Here is an 18295-nt window from a genome sequence, read left to right on the forward strand (position 1 = left end):
ACAACGCCCGCGATTGGCGAAAGCTGGTGTGCCCCTTTCTCCCCGTCACTATACTGGGAGAAATGTCCGCCAGGACAATAAGGGGCAGCGCCGAGATTACGAGCTTATCACGTCAGGACAACGTCCGTTGACGCGGTAATCACCGAACGCCGCGCCACCCCTCATCCGCCTTTCGGGCACCTTCTCCCCGCAGCACGGGGAGAAGGAAAGCTCACGCTGTCGGCTGCTTGGTCTTGCGCAGATACGGCAACACCGTCTCGTAGGCGCCGAAGCGCTTGATCGCGTCCTCGTTGGAGACGGCGGCGGTGATGATCACGTCCTCGCCCTGCTTCCAGTTTGCCGGCGTCGCCACCTGGTGCTTGGCCGTCAGCTGGATGGAATCGATGACGCGCAGGATCTCATCGAAGTTGCGGCCGGTGGTCATCGGATAGGTCAGCACCAGCTTGATCTTCTTGTCCGGGCCGATGACGTAGACCGAGCGCACTGTGGCGTTGTCGGCCGGCGTGCGCCCTTCAGAGCTCTCGCCGGCGCCCGCCGGCAGCATCTCGTAAAGCTTGGCGACGGCGAGATCCTTGTCGCCGATCAGCGGATAGTTCACCGTCTGGCCGGTAGCTGTCTTGATGTCGGCCTGCCATTTGTCGTGGCTCGACACCGGATCGACGGAAATGCCGATGATCTTGACGTTTCGCTTTTTGAATTCGCCCTCGAGCCCGGCCATCGTGCCGAGCTCGGTCGTGCAAACCGGCGTGAAGTTCTTCGGATGGCTGAAGAGCACTGCCCAGCCGTCACCGATCCATTGATGGAAATTGATCGTCCCTTGCGTAGTCTCGGCCGTGAAATCCGGCGCGATATCGTTGATACGAAGGCTCATCGCGTGCTCCCTACCCTGTGACATGGCGCCGGCATGGGCTAACCCCATCGGCGCGTGTCAGCTTCTATACCGCCGGAAGGAACGGTTCAAAAGGCTTGTGTCTGCAAGCGTGATCGGAACGATGGAAAAATTTCTGCTTTTCCTGGAAAAGACAGCAGAATTTCCATAGCAGACGCAGGGGATTGGCGGCTTATGCCTTCTTCACCGCCAGCGTCGTCGCAAGGTCTTCCATGCGCTGCGCAAGTGCCGCGAGCGCGGTCGTCAGCACGCTGTCGCTCTTGTCGGCCTTGGTCAGCGCCTCGTCGCGCGTCTTGCGCAGCGTCAGCACCTCGCTCTCCATGCCCTTGACCCGCTTGTTGAGCTCCGAAAGCTCATCCATCACCATGATGCCGGCCATGACGGTCAGCCGCTGGTCGCCGATCTCGCCGAACGAATCCTTCAAATGCATGACATACCGGTCGAAGCGCTCGGCGAGGTCGATCAGATGCTCTTCCTGGCCCTCGTCGCAAGCCATCCGGTACTGCTTGCCGTCGATGGAAACGGTGACCTGTGCCATTGGCTTACCTGTCCAGTACCGCGCGAATGGTTTCCATGGCGGTCACCAGCCGGCGCGACACTTCCTTGTTGGCATCTTCCAGCCGTTCGGCGCGGGCCTCGGAATTGTCGAGCTCCTGCGCCAGCCGCGAGCGGTCGGCGTTCATGCGCTGCACCTCGGCCTCGGCCTCGGAATAGTCGCGCTCATGCTCGAGCCGCGCCGCCACGGCGTTTTCCAGTCCCTCCATGGCTTTGCCGAGCCTGGCGATGACTTCCTTGAGGGTCGTTTCCCCGGTCATGGCCTTCGTCCTATGCCCTGCCCGTCACCGAATCGCTCGCGTTCAGAACGCGTTATCTCGGAAAGATTAGGCGCCGGGTGAAGCGCGCGTCAATAAAGCTCTCGCGACTGTCCCCCGCTAACGCTAATGTAGCGTCGCCGCCGCCTTCACAAGGCCGGCAAAAAAGCACCGATTTGTTGACTCAAAGGCCGCGCCTGCTATGTGTCGCGCACCCTTTCCACGGGCTCTCCCAAAGCTCCAACCCCTATTCCGGAGGAAGCATGACCTCGCGTGAACAACATGATCGGATGGCCAATGCGATCCGTTTTCTTTCCATGGACGCCGTCGAGAAGGCCAATTCCGGCCACCCCGGCCTGCCCATGGGCTGCGCCGACATCGCTACGGTGCTGTTCACCCGCTTCCTGAAATTCGACGCCAAGGCCCCGCACTGGGCAGACCGCGACCGTTTCATCCTGTCGGCCGGCCACGGCTCGATGCTGCTCTATTCGCTCCTGTACCTCACCGGCTACGAGGACATGACGATCGACCAGATCAAGAATTTCCGCCAACTCGGATCTAGGACCGCCGGCCATCCCGAATACGGCCATGCCGCCGGCATCGAGACCACCACCGGTCCGCTCGGCCAGGGCCTCGCCAACTCGGTCGGCTTCGCGCTCGGCGAGCGCATCATGAATGCCGCCTTCGGCAACGACCTTGTCGACCACTACACCTATGTGCTGGCCGGTGACGGCTGCTTGATGGAAGGCGTCTCCCAGGAAGCCATCGCGCTCGCCGGCCATCTCAAGCTCAACAAGCTGATCGTCTTCTGGGACAACAACAACATCTCGATCGACGGCCCGGTCTCGCTCGCCGACAACACCGACCAGGTCGCCCGCTTCCAGGCCAGCGGCTGGAACGCCAGCCACATCGACGGCACCGATCCGGAAGCCATCGCCTATGCCATCGAAGCCGCCCGCCATTCCGACAAGCCGACGATGATCGCCTGCAAGACGACCATCGGCTTCGGCGCCCCGACCAAGGCCGGCACCAACAAGGCGCATGGCTCGCCGCTCGGCGCCGACGAAATCGCCGGCGCCCGCAAATTCTTCAACTGGGAATCGCCGCCCTTCGAGATTCCGGCCGACATCCTCGACGCCTGGCGCGGCGTCGGCACCGCCGGCGCCAAGGCGCGCGCCGATTGGGAAGGCCGCCTTGCCAAGGCCGACGCCAAGCTGAAGGGCGAATTCGAGCGCCGCCTCGCCGGCAAGCTGCCGGACAATTTCGACGCCGTCATCGCCGAGTACAAGAAGAAGCTCTCGGCCGACAAGCCGAAGGTGGCCACCCGTAAGTCCTCGGAAATGGCGCTGGAAGTGATCAACGGCGCTGTTCCCGAAACCATCGGCGGCTCGGCCGACCTCACCGGCTCCAACAACACCAAGACCAGCCAGACCAAGAACATCACTCCGGACGACTACGGCCAGCGCTATGTTCATTACGGCATCCGCGAGCACGGCATGGCGGCGGCCATCAACGGGTTGACGCTGCATGGCGGCCTGATCGCCTATGGCGGCACCTTCTTGTGTTTCTCCGACTATGCCCGGCCCTCGATGCGCCTTGCCTCGCTGATGGGCATCCGCTCGATCTTCGTCATGACCCATGACTCGATCGGCCTCGGCGAGGACGGCCCGACCCACCAGCCGGTCGAGCATCTGGCCGCACTGCGCGCCATTCCGAACCACAACGTCTTCCGCCCGGCCGACGCGGTCGAGACGGCGGAATGTTGGCAGCTGGCGTTGGAGTCCGAAAAGACGCCTTCGACGCTCGCGCTGACCCGCCAGAACCTGCCGACCGTGCGCAGCGAACACAGCGAGAAGAACCTCAGCGCCTCGGGCGCTTATGAGCTTGCCGCGGCAAACGGCGAGGCGGCTGTGACGATCTTCGCCACGGGCTCGGAGGTCGAGGTCGCCCTCGGCGCCCGCGAGTTGCTCGAAAAACACGGCCATCCGACCCGCGTCGTATCGGTGCCCTGCTTCGAGCTGTTCGACCAGCAGGACGAGGACTATCGCAGGAAGACCATCGGCAACGCCAAGGTGAAGGTCGCTATCGAGGCCGGCATCCGCCAGGGCTGGGACCACCTGATCGGTATCGACGGCATCTTCGTCGGCATGACCGGCTTCGGCGCCTCCGGCTCGATCGAGCAGCTCTATCCGCATTTCGGCATCACCGCCGAGGCCGCGGCGAAGGCCGTGGAGGCGCGCCTGCACGGCAAGTGAGCCATCGCATGTCGCTCAAAAGCGCGCAGCGATCTCGAGCGGCATGCACAAAAAGCAACGCCCCGTCCGGCGAAGCCCTTCAAAGGATGTCGCCGGACTGGACCAACCTAATCGATTTAAATTCCGGCTTCTGCGGCTGGATTCTTTGCACGCCCGCCGCTATGAAGCAGCGGACCCATCCACTTTCCAGTCCCCAGGGAGAGAAACATGACCGTCAGAGTTGCCATCAACGGATTTGGCCGCATCGGCCGCAACATCCTGCGCGCCATTCATGAATCCGGCCGCAAGGACATCGACGTCGTCGCCGTCAACGACCTCGGGCCGGTAGAGACCAACGCGCATCTGCTCCGCTACGACAGCGTGCATGGCCGCTTCCCGCATGAAGTGACGGTCGACGGCGACCAGATCTCCGTCGGCAAGGAGAAGTTCAAGGTCACCGCCATCAAGGATCCGACCCAGCTGCCCTGGAAAGATCTCGGCATCGACATCGCGCTCGAATGCACCGGTATCTTCACTGCGCGCGACAAGGCTGCCGCGCATCTGACCGCCGGCGCCAAGCGCGTCATCGTCTCGGCCCCGGCCGAAGGCGCCGATCTCACGGTCGTCTACGGCATCAACCACGACAAGCTGACCAAGGACCACGTCGTCATCTCCAACGCGTCCTGCACCACCAACTGCCTGGCCCCGCTTGCCGCCGTGCTGCACGAGACCGTCGGCATCGAGAAGGGCATGATGACGACGATCCATTCCTACACCGGCGACCAGCCGACGCTGGACACCATGCACAAGGACCTTTACCGGGCCCGCGCCGCGGCGCTGTCGCAGATCCCGACCTCCACCGGTGCCGCCAAGGCGATCGGTCTGGTGCTGCCCGACCTCAAGGGCAAGCTCGACGGCATCTCCATCCGCGTGCCGACCCCGAACGTCTCGGTCGTCGATTTCAAATTCATCGCCAAGCGCTCGACCACCGCGCAGGAGATCAACGAAGCGCTAATCGCCGCCTCCAAGGGCAAGCTGAAGGGCGTGCTCTCGGTCACCCATCACCCGAACGTCTCGATCGATTTCAACCACGATCCGCACTCCTCGATCGCGGCGCTCGACCAGACCAAGGTCATGGACGGCAACTTCGTCTCGGTACTCTCCTGGTACGACAACGAATGGGGCTTCTCGAACCGCATGGGCGACACGGCTGTCGCCTTCGGCAAGACCATCGCCTGACCTCAGGCTTCCTTTTTGATCGTGTGAAACGCCCGGCTTCGGCCGGGCGTTTTTCGTTCGACGCAGCGGCATGGGGCAAAAAAGCCACGCTGCCGCCTTGCACTGGTCATGTCTTCGCCCCACTCTGCCGTAAAGCGGGAGGGACGCGGATTTGAGGGGCAATTCCGGATGGAGCATGCGATCTATCTCGTGACGCTGGTCGGCACAGCGCTTGTTGTCGCCGCCGCCTTTTCGAGCCTGATCGCCTTTCGCTTCGGCGCACCCCTGCTGCTCCTCTTCCTCTGCATTGGCCTTGCCACCGGGGTCGACGGCCTTGGCATCGAATTCGACAATGCGCGGCTGGCTTATTTCGCCGGCTCGTTGGCTTTGGCCATTATCCTGTTCGATTCCGGTTTCGGCACGCCGCTCAACGCCTTGCGCCAGGCGGCCGGGCCAGCGCTGTCGCTGGCCACCGTCGGCGTCCTCCTGACCACCGGCATCTTCGGCGTCGCCGCCTACTACCTCCTCAATCTCAGCTGGCTGGAATCCTCGCTGCTCGGCGCCGCCGTCGCTTCGACCGACGCAGCGGCGGTGTTCTTCCTACTGCGCGCCGGGGAGATCCATTTGCGCGAGCGCGTCCGCTCGACGCTCGAGGTTGAATCCGGCACCAATGATCCGATCGCCATCTTCCTCACCATCTCTTTGGTCGAAATCATCGCCGCGCATGCCAACCCCGAGGCAAACGTTCTCGCCACCAGTTTGGTGATCGGCTTCGTCATCAACATGGGACTCGGCGCCATCATCGGCGTGCTCGGCGGCTTGGCGATCGTGCGCCTCGTCGAGCGACTGAACCTCGACCATGGCCTGCTGCCGATCTTCGTGCTGACGCTGTCGCTGATGGTGTTCGCCGCGGCGGGCGCCATCGGCGGCTCGGGCTTCCTTGCGGTGTATCTCGCCGGCCTCGTCGCCGGCAATTCCGACATTCGCGCCGTCACCATCCTGAAGCGCTTCCAGGACGGTATGTCGTGGCTGGCGCAGATCATCATGTTTTTGATCCTCGGCCTGTTTGCCACGCCCTCGCAATTCCCAGCGATCCTGCTGCCGGCGATCCTGCTCGGCCTGTTCCTGATCTTCGTGGCGCGGCCCTTGGCCGTCTGGCTCTGCCTGATGCCGTTCCGCCTGCCACGTCCGGAGGTCGCCTTCGTCTCCTGGGTCGGGTTGCGCGGCGCCGTTTCGATCCTGCTTGCCATCACGCCACTGCTCGGCGGCCTCGCCAACGGTCGCCTCATCTTCAATGTCGCCTTCATCATCGTGCTGGTCTCGCTGGTGGTGCAGGGCTGGACCGTCGGTCCGCTGGCGCGCCGTCTCGGCCTCGTCGTGCCGGCAAGGCTTGGACCGCTCGACAAGGTCGAGCTCGAGCTGCCGGGCTCGGCTCACCACGAGCTGCTCGCCTATCGCGTCGCTCCCGGTAGTCCGGTGGCGCGCGGCGAACGCATCCCGCGCTGGGCGAGGCCTTCGCTGGTGCTGCGCGATGGCCGCTCCATGCGGTTCCAGGACATGGGCCGGCTCGCCGCCGGCGATCAGGTCTACATCTTCGTGCCGGACCGCTATCCGCGCCTGCTCGACAAGCTCTTCGCCAGCCGCGCCGTCGTCGACCCCGAGGATGCCGACTTCTTTGGCGCCTTTGCCGTCGATCCGGCCCGCTCCGCCGCCGAGCTCGAAGCCGCCTATGGGCCCGGCCTCACCGAGGCCGAACAGAAGCTCACCGTCGCGGCGCTGGTCACCGAGCGGCTCGGCGGCCAGGCCGAATATGCCGACCGCGTGATGATCGGCCCGATCGAGCTGATCGTACGCGATGTCGACGAGAAGGGCCGGATCACCGGGCTTGGCCTGTCCTTCGAGCCGACCGCGCCGGTGGCGCGCGTGCCGGTTTTCCTGAGCGCCGGCGAGATCGCCGACCGCATCGCCGCCTTTATCCGCGGCTGGCGCAAACCAGCGCCAAGCAAGGTTCCTCAAAGCGAGCCGGACGAAATGACGACGTCCAAGCCCATAGCGCCAAAATCAGCCAGCGAGAGCTGACGTCACACAACGACATCATTTTTGCACGCGCTGTGCGGCCCAGGCCTTGCATCGTGCCCGGTGGCGGGTAAGGTCGCCGCGTTTTTTGGCGGAAAGGAACGACCATGGCCGGCTTCAAGACACTCGACGATATCGGCGCCGTCGGCGGCAAGCGCGTCCTGGTGCGCGTCGACCTCAACGTTCCCGTCGCCGACGGCAAGGTGACGGACGCCACCCGCATCGAGCGCATCGCGCCGACCATTTCCGAGCTCTCCGGCAAAGGCGCCAGGGTGATCCTGCTCGCGCATTTCGGTCGCCCGAAGGACGGTCCGTCGGCCGAATTCTCGCTGGAGCCGATCGCTCGCGCCACGGCGGAAGTGCTCGGCCGCCCGGTCGGCTTCGCCTCCGACTGCATCGGCGACAAGGCCGCCGACGCGGTTGCCGCCATGAAGGATGGCGACGTCCTGCTTTTGGAAAACACCCGCTTCCACAAGGCCGAGGAGAAGAACGATCAGGCCTTCACCGAAAAGCTCGCCGCCAATGGCGACATCTACGTCAACGACGCCTTTTCCGCCGCGCACCGCGCGCATGCGTCGACCGAAGGCCTGGCGCACCGCCTGCCGGCCTATGCCGGCCGCACCATGCAGGCCGAGCTCGACGCGTTGGAACAAGGTCTCGGCAATCCGGTGCGGCCCGTCGTGGCCATCGTCGGCGGCGCCAAGGTCTCGACCAAGATCGATCTTTTGATGAACCTGGTGAAGAAGGTCGACGCGCTGGTCATCGGCGGCGGCATGGCCAACACCTTCCTCGCCGCGCGCGGTACCGATGTCGGCAAATCGCTCTGCGAGCATGACCTGGCCTCCACCGCCAAGCAGATCATGATCGAGGCGGCCGAAGCCGGCTGCGCCATCATTCTGCCCGCCGACGGCGTCGTGGCGAAGGAATTCAAGGCGGGTGCCGCCAGCCAAACCGTCGCCATCTCCGACGTGCCCGCAGACGGCATGATCCTCGATGTCGGCGAGAAAACCGTGAAGAGCGTCACCGATTGGATCGACCGCGCTGCCACGCTGGTCTGGAACGGCCCGCTCGGTGCATTCGAGATCGAACCCTTCGACCGCGCCACGGTGGCTGCGGCAAAGCATGCGGCAGCCCGCACAAAGGAAGGCAAGCTGGTTTCGGTCGCCGGCGGCGGCGACACGGTAGCCGCGCTCAACCATGCCGGCGTCGCCGACGATTTCACCTATGTCTCCACCGCCGGCGGCGCCTTCCTCGAATGGATGGAAGGCAAGCCGCTGCCGGGCGTCGAGGTGCTGAAGCGCTGAGTCAATTCAAGACTCTCCGAGCGGACGCAGCTATCGAGACTTTCAATCGATTCGAGCTTTTCGGCGTCATTCCTTTGGCGGTAGTGTTCTGCTAGCGCGGAATGAAACGCACCTTAGGAGAGCACCATGAGCGAACGTCTCGAAGACATTGCCGCCGCGATCGTGGCGGATGGCAAGGGCCTTTTGGCCGCCGATGAGAGCTCCGGCACCATCAAGAAGCGCTTCGACGTCATCGGCGTCGAATCGACCGCCGACAATCGGCGCGACTATCGCGAGATGATGTTCCGCGCCAAGGAGGCGATGACCAAGTATATTTCCGGCGTCATCCTCTATGACGAGACCATTCGCCAGAAGGCTGCCGACGGCACGCCGCTGGTCGACATCATCAAGGCCGCCGGCGCCATTCCGGGCATCAAGGTCGATGTCGGCGCCAAGCCTCTCGCCGGCTTTCCCGGCGATACCATCACCGAGGGTCTCGATGGCCTGCGCGAGCGGCTGGCGGACTACTATAAGCTCGGCGCCCGGTTCGCCAAATGGCGCGCGGTGATCGACATCGACACCGCCAAGGGCGTGCCGTCAGCCACCTCGATCGCCTCCAACGCGCATGCGCTGGCACGCTACGCCGCGCTCTGCCAAGAGGCAGGCATCGTGCCGATCGTCGAGCCGGAAGTGCTGATGGACGGCGCCCACTCGATCGACACCTGCTACGAGGTGAGCAAGGCGACCCTGCTGAAGCTCTATGGCGAGCTTTATGCCGCACGCGTGGTGCTCGAAGGCACCATCCTCAAGCCGAACATGGTCATCTCCGGCAAGAAATCGGGCAAGAAGGACAGTCCCGAAGCGGTCGCCCAGAAGACGATCAAGCTGTTTCGCGAAACCGTGCCCGTGGCGGTGCCCGGCATTGCCTTCCTGTCGGGCGGCCAGGACGACGAGGAAGCGACGGCCAACCTTAACGCCATCAACGTCATCGGCCCACATCCGTGGAAGCTCTCCTTCTCCTACGGCCGCGCCCTGCAGGCGGCCGCGCAGAAGGCCTGGAGCGGCAAGGCGTCGAACGTCGCCGCCGGCCAGGCTGCCTTCATCCATCGCGCCCACATGAATCATCTGGCGGCGCTCGGACAATGGCAGCCGGCGCTGGAAAAGGCCGCCTGATACCAATGCATCTCGCCCAGAAGTGTGCAGCGATTCTGGGGCAACGACATGCATCAACAACGACTTGAAGCGCGTCGACGCGCTTTGAGCTTTCCCTAAAGCGCTGAGAACCCGGGCGGCCAAGGCCCGGGTTTATCTTTGCCGGCCGCACTCCCAGCTGAGGCGTCGAACCAGCGGGGGCCAGCGCCGCCCTTCGCAGGCCGTCCTCACCTCAAATCGACGTGCCTCAAGTCCAATGCCCAAGCATGGCCGCCAGCGAGATTGCGGCCATTGCAAGCAGCGCCAGCTTCCAGAAATCGCTGCGGCGCTTCAGCCCCGGCCAGCCGAGCGGCTTGATGATCTGGATGAGCATGATGCCGATGATGACAAGGGCGAGCAGTTTCGTCATGCCGCCTTTGACCAGCATCTTCGGCGGCTGTCAAAGCGGTTCTTGGGCGCTTTCGCCATCGTATCGCTCCTGACAAACAAAGGGGCGCCCTGGGACCGCGCTGATCGTTCTGGCGCCGGCTTCGGCTACCTCGCACCCCTGCTGACAGACTGCTGTCAGCAGGGGTGTGAGATACTCCTCTCGTAAAAAAGAGGAGCTCGGTCATGAACGGTTTTACCATCCTGCGTAGCGTGCAGCACTATGTCGGCAAGATCCGCACCGTGCGGAACGAGATCCGGACCCAGCGTTTCCTGAACACTTTGCCGGCGGACATTCGCAAGGACATCGGTTGGCCGGACCTTTATAACGGCCGCGTGCGTGAGAACTGAAATTTTTCGGCGCATGACTTGGATAGCGGCCATGCCGCGCCCAGATGTAATGTCGGTTGAAACGCTGGGTTTCAGGAAAGACGCCGTTGTCCGGTGGTGGAGTGGCTGCAGCCTCCTGACAGTATGTTGTCAGGAGGCTTGCGTTATTGAAGCAGCCTCGAACCTGCGGGAACCGGTTTTGGGACCGCGGCATGCGTAGAACCGAAGGCAAGGGGTCAAACGATGCGCCGCGCCGACAGGCTTTTCCAGATCGTGCAGCATCTGCGCGGAGGCAGACTGGTCACCGCACAGAAGCTCGGGACGTGGCTCGAGGTGTCCGAGCGGACCATCTACCGCGATATAGCCGACTTGCAGTCGACCGGCGTGCCGATCGACGGCGAGGCGGGTGTCGGCTACATGATGAGGGAAGGTTTCGACCTTCCGCCGCTGATGTTCACGCGTGACGAGATCGTGGCGCTCGTTGCCGGCGCCCGCATGGTGCGCGCCTTTGGCGGCGCGGCGATGGCAAGGGCCGCCGACGAGGCGCTGGTCAAGATCGGCGCGGTGCTGCCCGACACGGAAAAGGATCGCATCGCGCGCACCGAGATCCACACGCCGATGTGGGTGGTGAGCGATGCCGCGCGCGAGGCGATCGACCTCATCGAGCGCGCCATCGAGAAGCGCCAGGTGCTCACCATCGACTACTCGGACGAAGCCGGGCGCGGCACGGCGCGCGACATCCGGCCCCTGGGCCTCTGGTTCTGGGGCAAGGTATGGACTCTGGTCGCCTGGTGCGAGATGCGCGACGATTTTCGCGCCTTCCGCATCGACCGCATCGCCTCGGTGGTGATTGCCGGGCGTATCTACAAGCCGGAGCGCGGCAAGCAGCTCGCCGACTTCTACCGCGCCGTGGAACGCAGCGAGGATTACGGCATGGCGCCCGATCGAGCGGCGCGGACCTGACCTCCCCAGGCACGGCCGACAAAAAAGCCCGCGCGAAGCGGGCTTTTTTGTCGGGCTGGGAGACCTTACTCCTCTTCCCCGTCTTCTTTCTTGTCCTTCGACTTCAGCGCCGAAAGCTTGGCGAACACGGCATTGGCGTCGAGCTCCTGATCCTCGTCCTTCGGCTTCTCCGGAGCCGGCGTCAGCCTTTCGGTCAGCGCCGCCGGCAGCAGCGTGTCGCCGGCCACCGGCTGTGCCTGCTCGCGGCCGCGCGAGGCGCGGTTGACTTCCATGTCGAGGTCGATCTGCGAGGTCAGGCCCAGCGTCACCGGATCCATCGGCTGCAGATTGGCCGAGTTCCAATGCCGGCGCTCCCGAATCTGCTCGATCGTCGACTTGGTCGTGCCGACCAGCCGCGCGATCTGCGCGTCCTTGAGCTCGGGATGATTGCGTACCAGCCAGAGGATGGCGTTCGGCCGGTCCTGGCGCTTCGACAGCGGCGTGTAGCGCGGGCCCTTGCGCTTCGATTCCGGCACCCGCACCTTGGGGTCCGACAGCTTCAGCCGGTGGTTCGGATCCTTCTCGCCGCGCGCGATCTCGTCGCGGGTGAGCTGGCCGGTCATGATCGGGTCCATGCCCTTGATGCCCTGCGCCGACTCGCCGTCCGCTATCGCCTTGACCTCCAGCGGATGCAGCCCGCAGAACTGCGCGATCTGCTCGAAGGAGAGCGCGGTGTTGTCGACCAGCCAGACGGCGGTGGCCTTGGGCATCAGCAGCGTATTGGCCATGTCAAAAATCCTTCTCGTTCGCCCGCGTTCCCGCGCGGGCGGTGGTTTTAGAGCCACCAAAATGGGAAATTCGCGGCCTGTATAAACGCTCCGTCACGATTTCGCAATGTTTTTGGGAGGGGAGCAGCTGGGACCCAAAAAGACAAAACCCGCCGGACGGAGTCCAGCGGGTTCGGAACCGGAGACGAGCAAGCGTCTGCGACGGCTCTGGCTTCGAGACTACGGCCCAGCCTCGCGGCCGGGTCGCGCTTCAAATCAAAGAGCCTGGCGAGCGATACGCTCGATGTCGGCGCGGTTGATGCCGAGGTCGTTCAGCTGGCGGGCGTTCAGCTTGTTCAGCTCACGCACCGTCTCATTGTAGAGGCGCCAGTTGCGGAAAGCGCGGATCGGGTTCATTTCAGTCCTCCATTCCATTGGATCAGTTGTTCGATGCCGCGTAAATAGGCACCCTTGCCTACGAATTGAACGGACTCTTTTGCATGGCGGCAATGCATTTTGTGCATTGCAGCATTAGGCCTTTGTTCAGTCTCTCGTCAGGGATCAGAACGCCCAGGATGCGTCGCGGATTCAGGTCAGGCCAAGCCCAAAACGGTTGGTCCGCAAACCGGAGCGGAACGTACTTAAAGTACGTGAGCAGCGGAAGCGCAGGACACAATTGCTTGCAGGCCCGCCTCACCTATATCGGGCGCATCCTAGCCGACGTCGAGGACGATCTTGCCGATATGCTCGCCCTCCTCCATCCGCTCATGCGCCCGCCATGCCTCCGTCAGCGGGAAGATCATGTCCATGACCGGAGCGACCTTGCGGGTGCCGAGCAGCGGCCAGACCTGAGCCTCGAGCGCCGCCGCGATGGCTGCCTTGAATTCGACGGTGCGCGGCCGAAGCGTCGAGCCGGTATGGACAAGGCGCTTGACCATGAGCTTTGCGAAGTCGGTGCTGGCGACCGCACCGGCCTGTACGGCGATTTGGACGATGCGTCCTTCGACGGCCGCGGCGTCGTAGTTGCGCGCCACATAGTCGCCGCCCACCATGTCGAGGATGACGTCGGCGCCCCGGCCGCCGGTTGCGTCCTTGACCTCGGCAACGAAGTCCTGCTGGCGATAATTGATCGCCCGGTCGGCGCCGAGCCCAAGACAGGCGTCGCACTTCTCCTTGCTGCCGGCCGTGGTGACGACATAGGCACCGAATGCCGAGGCGAGCTGTATGGCCGTCGTGCCGATGCCGGACGAGCCGCCATGGACAAGCAGCGTCTCGCCTTTCTTCAGCCCGCCGCGCTCGAACACGTTGTGCCAGACGGTGAAGTAGTTCTCCGGCACGGCCGCGGCCTCGGAATAGGTAAAGCCCGCCGGGATCGGCAGCACGCTGCCGGCGTGGACCTTGACATATTCGGCATAGCCGCCGCCCGGCGTCAGCGCGCAGACCCGGTCGCCGGTGCGCCAGCGCGATATCTCGTCGCCGAGCGCCGCGATCTCACCGGCCGCCTCGAGCCCGGGCAGGTCCGAGGCGCCGGGCGGCGGCGGATAGGCGCCTTTGCGCTGCTGCACGTCGGGCCTGTTCACGCCGGCCGCGTGCACGCGGATGAGGACCTCGCCGGGGCCGGGCGTGGGCACGTCGCGCGTCTCCGGCTTCAGCACCCTGGGACCGCCAGGCTGCGAGATTGCGATCGCCGTCATCTTTGCCGGAATATGCTGTCCGCTTGCCATGAATTGTCCCGTTTCCTCATGCCGCTGGCCGGCTGTTTGCATCGGCATCCCTGCCCTATGTATGCTCATTACCAAATCAGGCAAATGGTGAAATCAGGGAGAAGCGACGATGGCGATCTTCGACGACGAACCCAGGAAGAAGCCCCGCCCACACGAGATCGGACAGGATCTGTCGCTGCTGTCTGTCGATGATTTGTCCGAGCGCATTGACCTGCTGCGCGAAGAGATCGCGAGGCTGGAAGCTGAGCGGGCCGCCAGGGGCGCCACCAAATCCGCCGCCGAGGCACTGTTTCGCCGCGGATAATCCTGGCTGCATGGCCAGCCGCCCCGGAAAAGCCTGAAAGCGACTGCCAGAGCTGCACCCTCAAACAGACCTGCGCTTCGAAATTACCAGCCGGATCAGCCTATGTTCGCAACCTACCGACCGATCCTCTCGCTGCTGCGCGGCACCGCGTTCCTGCTGGCGGCCTCCGGCCTGCATGGCCTGCTTTTGCCGCTGCGCGGCCAGCTTGAGGGGTTCTCGACCGCCTCGCTCGGCCTGATGGGCACGGCATGGGCGGGCGGCTTCGTCACTGGCTGTTTCTTCGCGCCGCGGCTGGTGCGCCGTGCCGGTCATGTCAGGGCGTTCGGCGCCTTCGCCGCCTCCGGCGCAATCATTGCGCTCCTCACCGGCCTCATCATCGACGAGTATTTCTGGATCCTGCTGCGCGCCTTCACCGGCTTCACCATGGCCGGCGCCTTCATGGTCATCGAAAGCTGGCTGAATGAGAAGGCCACCAACGAGAATCGCGGCACCGTCTTCGGCCTCTATATGATGGTCACCTATGCTTCGATCATGGGCGGCCAGATGATCGTCGCCGGCGGCGATGTGAAATCGGCCTCGCTGTTCATGATCACCGGCATCCTGTTCTGCCTGTCGCTCCTTCCGACTGCGGTGTCGACCCAGTCGCATCCGAAGCCGCTGCAGGATGTCAAGCTCGACGTCAAAGGCCTCTACGCCAATTCGCCCGTGTCGGCGGTTGCCTGCCTTCTGATCGGCATAGCCAATGGCGCCTGGGGCACGCTCGGCGCCGTCTATGGCGCCCGCATCGGCATCTCTACCGCCGAGATCGCGCTCATGATGAGCCTGGTGGTCATCGCCGGCGCGGCCATGCAGCTTCCCGCGGGCCGGCTATCCGACACCACGGACCGCCGTTTCGTGCTGGCGGGCGCAGCCTTCGGCGCGGCACTGTTTGCCGTGCTGGTCTTTCTGGTCGAGCCGCGTTCCGGCGTTTTCGTGATCTTGCTGACGGCCGCCTACGGCGCCTTCGCATACACGCTCTATTCGATCGCCGTCGCGCATGCCAACGACCACGCGCGGGCGGAGGATTTCGTCAAGGTTTCCGGCGGCCTGCTGTTGCTCTATGGCTTCGGCACCATGATCGGACCGCTGCTGGCCGCCGCTTTGATGGGCTGGCTGCGCCCCGAAGCGCTCTTCCTTGCGACAGCGCTCGCGCATCTCTGCCTTGCCGGTTACACCCTGCTCCGCATCCGCGCCCGCGCGCCGGTTCCGATCGAGAACCGCGATGCCTTCAAGACGCAGCCGGCCGACCGCGCCGTCACGCCGGAAGCCTTGCGGCTCGACCCGCGCACAAAGGTTGAAACCGATGGTTGAGATTTGGGGAACTTTGCCCCACAAATGAGGCATGATGTTTTCCGACGCTTTCGTGGCGATAGCCGATCCCAACCGGCGCTATCTCTTGGAAGAGCTCCGGCGCGGTCCCAAGACGGTGAATGAGTTGGCGGCCGGTTTGCCGGTTTCGCGCCCGGCCGTTTCCCAGCATCTGAAAGTCCTGCTCGACGCCGGTCTGGTCAAAGCCAGGGCCGAGGGCACCAGACGCGTCTACGCCGTCAGCACCGCCGGCTTCCTCAGGCTGAATGTCTGGCTGGATCAATTTTGGGAACTCTCCCCTGGAGAGTGACCGCTGGCCACCAGCCGGAGGCCTCAGTTCGCTGCCTGCAGCGCCGCGCCAAGCGCGTCGAGCAGTTCGCCCGTTCCATGCTGGCGCGTGGCCGGCGAGTCGATGCCGTCGAAGAAGGCCCCTTGCTCCGTAAGAACCAGTCGCGTTCCCTTGCCTTCCGCGATGAGCTCGATCGTCGCCAGCGAAACCGAGACTCGGGTTTCGCCGAACAGCAGCTCATAGCTGTAGACGACGCGTTTGTTCGGTACGATGTCTTGGTAGACGGCGTTGAAGAAATGCGTCTGCCCGTCGCTCGGGCAGCCGGCATTCACCTCCTTGCCGCCGATGCGAAAATCCATTTCATGCCGGCTCGGCATCGGGCTGTCGGGATCGAAAAACCAGCATTTCTTGGCCGCCGGATCGCTGAGCGCGAAATAGACCCTTTCGGGCGGCGCCGGATAGAGACGTTCGATGACGAAGGTGGAATGGACGACGGATCGTTCGGTCATGACGGATCCCTTCAGGTTTGGTCGTTGATGTCCGTGAGAAAATCGCCGAGCCGGTCGAGCCGGCGTTCCCAGGCCAGTCGCCGCTCGTTGATCCAATGCTCGGCTGCCCGCAATGCGTTTGGCTCGATCCGGCAGGTTCGCACCCGGCCAAGCTTCTCGGTCCTCACCAACCCGCTCGTCTCAAGAACGGCGAGATGCTGGACGACGGCCGACAGCGACATCGCCAGCGGCTCGGCGAGCTCACTGACCGATGCCGGTCCGCGCGACAGACGTTCCACCATCTGGCGCCGGGCGGGATCGGCAAGCGCCTGGAACATCAGATCGAGCTGGGCGGGATCGTGCAGCATCGAGGCTTAGCCATTGTTGTAGGGGAAGAACTTGAAATAGGGCTGCGCCTCCTCGATCACGCGGGCGAAGCTCGGCCGTTCGAGCAGACGATCGTGATAGCGTTTCACGGCGGGAAATTTGTCGCCGAACGGCTCGACCTTGTTGGCGTAAAACAGCGCAGGCGAGGCGGCGCAGTCGGCCAAAGTGAAGTGATCGCCGACCGCCCACGTTTTTGACTGCATCTCCCGTTCGATGATGGCGTAGGAATTGCGCAGCTGCTCGCGCGCCTGCTCGACTCCGAACGGATCGGTCTTGTCCTTTGGCCGCAGCCGGTCGCCGACGATCTTCTGCATCGGCTCCTGCACGTAGAAGTCGTAGAAGCGGTCGGCCTGGCGCACCTTGATGGCGAGGTCGACGTCGGCGGGAATGAGCTCGACCGGCCCGGGATAATAGGCGCCGAGATATTCGATCACGATGGTCGATTCCAGCACCGTGCGGCCCCGCGCGTCATCGCGCAGGGCCGGCATCTTGCCCGTCGGCGAAACCTTCAAGAAAGCCGCGCGCGACGGCGCATCGCCGAGATCGACGATCTGCGGCGCAAACGGCGTGTTGTTTTCGTAGACCGCGATCAGCGGCTTCCAGCAGAAGGAAGCGAGCGGATGGAAATACAGCGTCAGGGACATTTTTTCTCCTGTCGGCGGAGGTCGAGGCAATACTGAAGTGATCACTTAACTATTTTCGCAGACCGCTGGTGTCAATCCTAATCCGCCGGGCTAGCCAAATGCGGCGATTGCTTCGAGGATTTGCGGCCAATCGTTGCGGTGCAGTTCGTGGCCGCCGCCTTCGATCCGCACCAGCCTGCCGCCGGCAACCGCGCCGGCGAGCGCCTCGCCGTGCTCGATCGGGAAGAGCGGATCGGTAGTGCCGTGGATGACGAGCAGCGGCACGGTCAAATCCCTTATTCGCCGCTCCGGGCCGCTGCTCTTCAGCAGGAAGTGGTTGGTGGCGCTGGCGAGACCGCCGGACCGATCGTAGTCCTCCTCGATCATCGCACGTGTCCGTTCGCTGTCGCACGAATGCAGGGTGCTAGCGATTGCGCGAGCGTCCCTGACCATGAAGTCGATCACTTGTTGCCGGTTCGACCAATCGACATCCGCACCTTCGGCGGAATGCTCTCGGTAGGCCTCGCTCGTCCCCGGCAAACCGGACGTATCGACACCGAGCGGTGAGGTGGAGATCACGGTGAGCGCGCTGACCCGTTCGGGATATTTCAGCGCTACGATCTGCGCGATCATCCCGCTCATCGACATGCCGACGACCTGCGCCTTGGCGATATTGTGATCGTCGAGCACACGGACGGCATCATCGACCATGTCCTCGAACCTGTAGGGCGGCGCGCCCGGCGTATACTTGGTTGAGAGACCAGTGTCGCGATTGTCGTAGCGGATGACGAAACGGCCGCGCTCGGCAAGCGCCCGGCAAAAGGCTTCCGGCCACCAGAGCATCGAGGCCATGGCGCCCATGATCAGAAGGATCGCCGGGTCGGCCGGGTCGCCGAAGCTTTCCGAATGGATCTCAGGGCGAGGCAAGACGGTCATCCTTCCCTCCTCTATCTCTCAATCTGCTTGCATATTGCAATCAGTTGCACGATAAGCAGGCTGATATC

21 protein-coding genes are annotated in these 18295 nt (G+C 63.8%); 10 read left to right on the plus strand and 11 right to left on the minus strand.

Features of this window, described 5'->3' with window-relative positions; genetic code table 11:
* Nucleotides 1-211: 211 nt before the first annotated feature.
* The 3 genes from P9254_RS09940 to P9254_RS09950 all read right to left on the minus strand — a co-directional run bounded on the left by P9254_RS09940 (nucleotide 212) and on the right by P9254_RS09950 (nucleotide 1704).
* Entirely contained in the window at nucleotides 212-871 is a 660-nt protein-coding gene (locus P9254_RS09940; protein WP_095778154.1) for a peroxiredoxin, read from the minus strand.
* A gap of 190 nt (nucleotides 872-1061) precedes the next feature.
* Nucleotides 1062-1427 carry a cell division protein ZapA gene (locus P9254_RS09945; RefSeq protein ID WP_067002048.1) on the minus strand — a complete coding sequence of 122 codons (366 nt, stop codon included), beginning with the start codon at nucleotides 1425-1427 and terminating at the stop codon, nucleotides 1062-1064.
* 4 nt (nucleotides 1428-1431) lie between these two features.
* Nucleotides 1432-1704 (minus strand): DUF4164 domain-containing protein, encoded by a 273-nt coding sequence (locus P9254_RS09950; RefSeq protein WP_040973690.1) that lies wholly within the window; start codon nucleotides 1702-1704, stop codon nucleotides 1432-1434.
* 260 nt (nucleotides 1705-1964) lie between these two features.
* Between P9254_RS09950 and tkt the strand changes: the two genes are divergently transcribed.
* The 5 genes from tkt to P9254_RS09975 all read left to right on the plus strand — a co-directional run bounded on the left by tkt (nucleotide 1965) and on the right by P9254_RS09975 (nucleotide 9685).
* Nucleotides 1965-3956, plus strand: a complete 1992-nt coding sequence (gene tkt, locus P9254_RS09955; protein ID WP_278053397.1) for a transketolase — start codon at nucleotides 1965-1967, stop codon at nucleotides 3954-3956.
* Between the two features lie 207 nt (nucleotides 3957-4163).
* Nucleotides 4164-5174 carry a type I glyceraldehyde-3-phosphate dehydrogenase gene (gap, locus tag P9254_RS09960; protein ID WP_067002042.1) on the plus strand — a complete coding sequence of 337 codons (1011 nt, stop codon included), beginning with the start codon at nucleotides 4164-4166 and terminating at the stop codon, nucleotides 5172-5174.
* A 168-nt stretch (nucleotides 5175-5342) separates the two neighbouring features.
* Nucleotides 5343-7232: a potassium/proton antiporter gene (locus P9254_RS09965; protein WP_278053398.1), complete on the plus strand. Its 1890-nt coding sequence runs from the start codon at nucleotides 5343-5345 to the stop codon at nucleotides 7230-7232.
* Between the two features lie 104 nt (nucleotides 7233-7336).
* Complete coding sequence (locus P9254_RS09970) at nucleotides 7337-8533, plus strand: phosphoglycerate kinase (RefSeq protein WP_278053400.1); 1197 nt, start codon at nucleotides 7337-7339, stop codon at nucleotides 8531-8533.
* Between the two features lie 126 nt (nucleotides 8534-8659).
* Nucleotides 8660-9685 carry a class I fructose-bisphosphate aldolase gene (locus P9254_RS09975; protein ID WP_095782513.1) on the plus strand — a complete coding sequence of 342 codons (1026 nt, stop codon included), beginning with the start codon at nucleotides 8660-8662 and terminating at the stop codon, nucleotides 9683-9685.
* 226 nt (nucleotides 9686-9911) lie between these two features.
* Here P9254_RS09975 and P9254_RS09980 read toward each other — a convergent pair whose 3' ends face one another.
* Entirely contained in the window at nucleotides 9912-10091 is a 180-nt protein-coding gene (locus P9254_RS09980; protein ID WP_278103880.1) for a hypothetical protein, read from the minus strand.
* A gap of 185 nt (nucleotides 10092-10276) precedes the next feature.
* Between P9254_RS09980 and P9254_RS09985 the strand changes: the two genes are divergently transcribed.
* Nucleotides 10277-10441 carry a hypothetical protein gene (locus P9254_RS09985; protein WP_082953649.1) on the plus strand — a complete coding sequence of 55 codons (165 nt, stop codon included), beginning with the start codon at nucleotides 10277-10279 and terminating at the stop codon, nucleotides 10439-10441.
* Between the two features lie 222 nt (nucleotides 10442-10663).
* Nucleotides 10664-11383 carry a helix-turn-helix transcriptional regulator gene (locus tag P9254_RS09990; protein WP_059189944.1) on the plus strand — a complete coding sequence of 240 codons (720 nt, stop codon included), beginning with the start codon at nucleotides 10664-10666 and terminating at the stop codon, nucleotides 11381-11383.
* A gap of 65 nt (nucleotides 11384-11448) precedes the next feature.
* Here the strand turns inward: P9254_RS09990 and P9254_RS09995 are convergent, their stop codons facing one another.
* The 3 genes from P9254_RS09995 to P9254_RS10005 all read right to left on the minus strand — a co-directional run bounded on the left by P9254_RS09995 (nucleotide 11449) and on the right by P9254_RS10005 (nucleotide 13853).
* Nucleotides 11449-12150 carry a DUF1013 domain-containing protein gene (locus tag P9254_RS09995; RefSeq protein ID WP_067319324.1) on the minus strand — a complete coding sequence of 234 codons (702 nt, stop codon included), beginning with the start codon at nucleotides 12148-12150 and terminating at the stop codon, nucleotides 11449-11451.
* A gap of 255 nt (nucleotides 12151-12405) precedes the next feature.
* Nucleotides 12406-12546 (minus strand): DUF1127 domain-containing protein, encoded by a 141-nt coding sequence (locus tag P9254_RS10000; RefSeq protein ID WP_095778147.1) that lies wholly within the window; start codon nucleotides 12544-12546, stop codon nucleotides 12406-12408.
* Between the two features lie 296 nt (nucleotides 12547-12842).
* On the minus strand, nucleotides 12843-13853 hold the full coding sequence (locus P9254_RS10005) for an NAD(P)H-quinone oxidoreductase (RefSeq protein WP_278053410.1): 1011 nt from the start codon (nucleotides 13851-13853) through the stop codon (nucleotides 12843-12845).
* A gap of 109 nt (nucleotides 13854-13962) precedes the next feature.
* Here P9254_RS10005 and P9254_RS10010 point away from each other — a divergent pair, with 109 nt between their 5' ends.
* From P9254_RS10010 to P9254_RS10020, 3 genes are all read left to right on the plus strand, one after another.
* Entirely contained in the window at nucleotides 13963-14157 is a 195-nt protein-coding gene (locus tag P9254_RS10010; protein WP_067002029.1) for a DUF1192 domain-containing protein, read from the plus strand.
* A 102-nt stretch (nucleotides 14158-14259) separates the two neighbouring features.
* Nucleotides 14260-15507: an MFS transporter gene (locus P9254_RS10015; RefSeq protein WP_067002026.1), complete on the plus strand. Its 1248-nt coding sequence runs from the start codon at nucleotides 14260-14262 to the stop codon at nucleotides 15505-15507.
* Between the two features lie 31 nt (nucleotides 15508-15538).
* On the plus strand, nucleotides 15539-15814 hold the full coding sequence (locus P9254_RS10020) for an ArsR/SmtB family transcription factor (protein ID WP_067319326.1): 276 nt from the start codon (nucleotides 15539-15541) through the stop codon (nucleotides 15812-15814).
* A 23-nt stretch (nucleotides 15815-15837) separates the two neighbouring features.
* Here the strand turns inward: P9254_RS10020 and P9254_RS10025 are convergent, their stop codons facing one another.
* The 4 genes from P9254_RS10025 to P9254_RS10040 all read right to left on the minus strand — a co-directional run bounded on the left by P9254_RS10025 (nucleotide 15838) and on the right by P9254_RS10040 (nucleotide 18227).
* Nucleotides 15838-16302, minus strand: coding sequence for an SRPBCC family protein (locus P9254_RS10025; protein WP_278053414.1), 465 nt, complete (start codon nucleotides 16300-16302; stop codon nucleotides 15838-15840).
* Between the two features lie 11 nt (nucleotides 16303-16313).
* Entirely contained in the window at nucleotides 16314-16649 is a 336-nt protein-coding gene (locus P9254_RS10030) for an ArsR/SmtB family transcription factor (protein ID WP_127247177.1), read from the minus strand.
* Nucleotides 16650-16655: 6 nt separating this feature from the next.
* Nucleotides 16656-17312, minus strand: a complete 657-nt coding sequence (locus P9254_RS10035) for a glutathione S-transferase family protein (protein WP_278053415.1) — start codon at nucleotides 17310-17312, stop codon at nucleotides 16656-16658.
* A 90-nt stretch (nucleotides 17313-17402) separates the two neighbouring features.
* Nucleotides 17403-18227, minus strand: coding sequence for an alpha/beta fold hydrolase (locus P9254_RS10040; RefSeq protein WP_278053416.1), 825 nt, complete (start codon nucleotides 18225-18227; stop codon nucleotides 17403-17405).
* Nucleotides 18228-18295 lie beyond the last annotated feature (68 nt).

It is taken from the genome of Mesorhizobium sp. WSM4983 (assembly GCF_029625765.1).
Lineage (GTDB): Bacteria > Pseudomonadota > Alphaproteobacteria > Rhizobiales > Rhizobiaceae > Mesorhizobium.

Excerpts from the sequence above, each read along its gene's own strand:
- P9254_RS09990 (WP_059189944.1), top strand. The coding sequence starts at position 10,664 with ATGCGCCGCGCCGACAGGCTTTTCCAGATCGTGCAGCATCTGCGCGGA.
- P9254_RS09970 (WP_278053400.1), top strand. The coding sequence starts at position 7,337 with ATGGCCGGCTTCAAGACACTCGACGATATCGGCGCCGTCGGCGGCAAG.
- P9254_RS09940 (WP_095778154.1), bottom strand. The coding sequence starts at position 871 with ATGAGCCTTCGTATCAACGATATCGCGCCGGATTTCACGGCCGAGACT.
- P9254_RS10000 (WP_095778147.1), bottom strand. The coding sequence starts at position 12,546 with ATGAACCCGATCCGCGCTTTCCGCAACTGGCGCCTCTACAATGAGACG.
- P9254_RS09995 (WP_067319324.1), bottom strand. The coding sequence starts at position 12,150 with ATGGCCAATACGCTGCTGATGCCCAAGGCCACCGCCGTCTGGCTGGTC.
- P9254_RS10020 (WP_067319326.1), top strand. The coding sequence starts at position 15,539 with ATGATGTTTTCCGACGCTTTCGTGGCGATAGCCGATCCCAACCGGCGC.
- P9254_RS09975 (WP_095782513.1), top strand. The coding sequence starts at position 8,660 with ATGAGCGAACGTCTCGAAGACATTGCCGCCGCGATCGTGGCGGATGGC.
- P9254_RS10030 (WP_127247177.1), bottom strand. The coding sequence starts at position 16,649 with ATGCTGCACGATCCCGCCCAGCTCGATCTGATGTTCCAGGCGCTTGCC.
- gap (WP_067002042.1), top strand. The coding sequence starts at position 4,164 with ATGACCGTCAGAGTTGCCATCAACGGATTTGGCCGCATCGGCCGCAAC.
- P9254_RS10010 (WP_067002029.1), top strand. The coding sequence starts at position 13,963 with ATGGCGATCTTCGACGACGAACCCAGGAAGAAGCCCCGCCCACACGAG.
- P9254_RS10035 (WP_278053415.1), bottom strand. The coding sequence starts at position 17,312 with ATGTCCCTGACGCTGTATTTCCATCCGCTCGCTTCCTTCTGCTGGAAG.
- P9254_RS10025 (WP_278053414.1), bottom strand. The coding sequence starts at position 16,302 with ATGACCGAACGATCCGTCGTCCATTCCACCTTCGTCATCGAACGTCTC.
- P9254_RS09985 (WP_082953649.1), top strand. The coding sequence starts at position 10,277 with ATGAACGGTTTTACCATCCTGCGTAGCGTGCAGCACTATGTCGGCAAG.
- P9254_RS09950 (WP_040973690.1), bottom strand. The coding sequence starts at position 1,704 with ATGACCGGGGAAACGACCCTCAAGGAAGTCATCGCCAGGCTCGGCAAA.
- P9254_RS09965 (WP_278053398.1), top strand. The coding sequence starts at position 5,343 with ATGGAGCATGCGATCTATCTCGTGACGCTGGTCGGCACAGCGCTTGTT.
- P9254_RS10015 (WP_067002026.1), top strand. The coding sequence starts at position 14,260 with ATGTTCGCAACCTACCGACCGATCCTCTCGCTGCTGCGCGGCACCGCG.
- P9254_RS10005 (WP_278053410.1), bottom strand. The coding sequence starts at position 13,853 with ATGGCAAGCGGACAGCATATTCCGGCAAAGATGACGGCGATCGCAATC.
- tkt (WP_278053397.1), top strand. The coding sequence starts at position 1,965 with ATGACCTCGCGTGAACAACATGATCGGATGGCCAATGCGATCCGTTTT.
- P9254_RS09945 (WP_067002048.1), bottom strand. The coding sequence starts at position 1,427 with ATGGCACAGGTCACCGTTTCCATCGACGGCAAGCAGTACCGGATGGCT.
- P9254_RS10040 (WP_278053416.1), bottom strand. The coding sequence starts at position 18,227 with ATGACCGTCTTGCCTCGCCCTGAGATCCATTCGGAAAGCTTCGGCGAC.
- P9254_RS09980 (WP_278103880.1), bottom strand. The coding sequence starts at position 10,091 with ATGCTGGTCAAAGGCGGCATGACGAAACTGCTCGCCCTTGTCATCATC.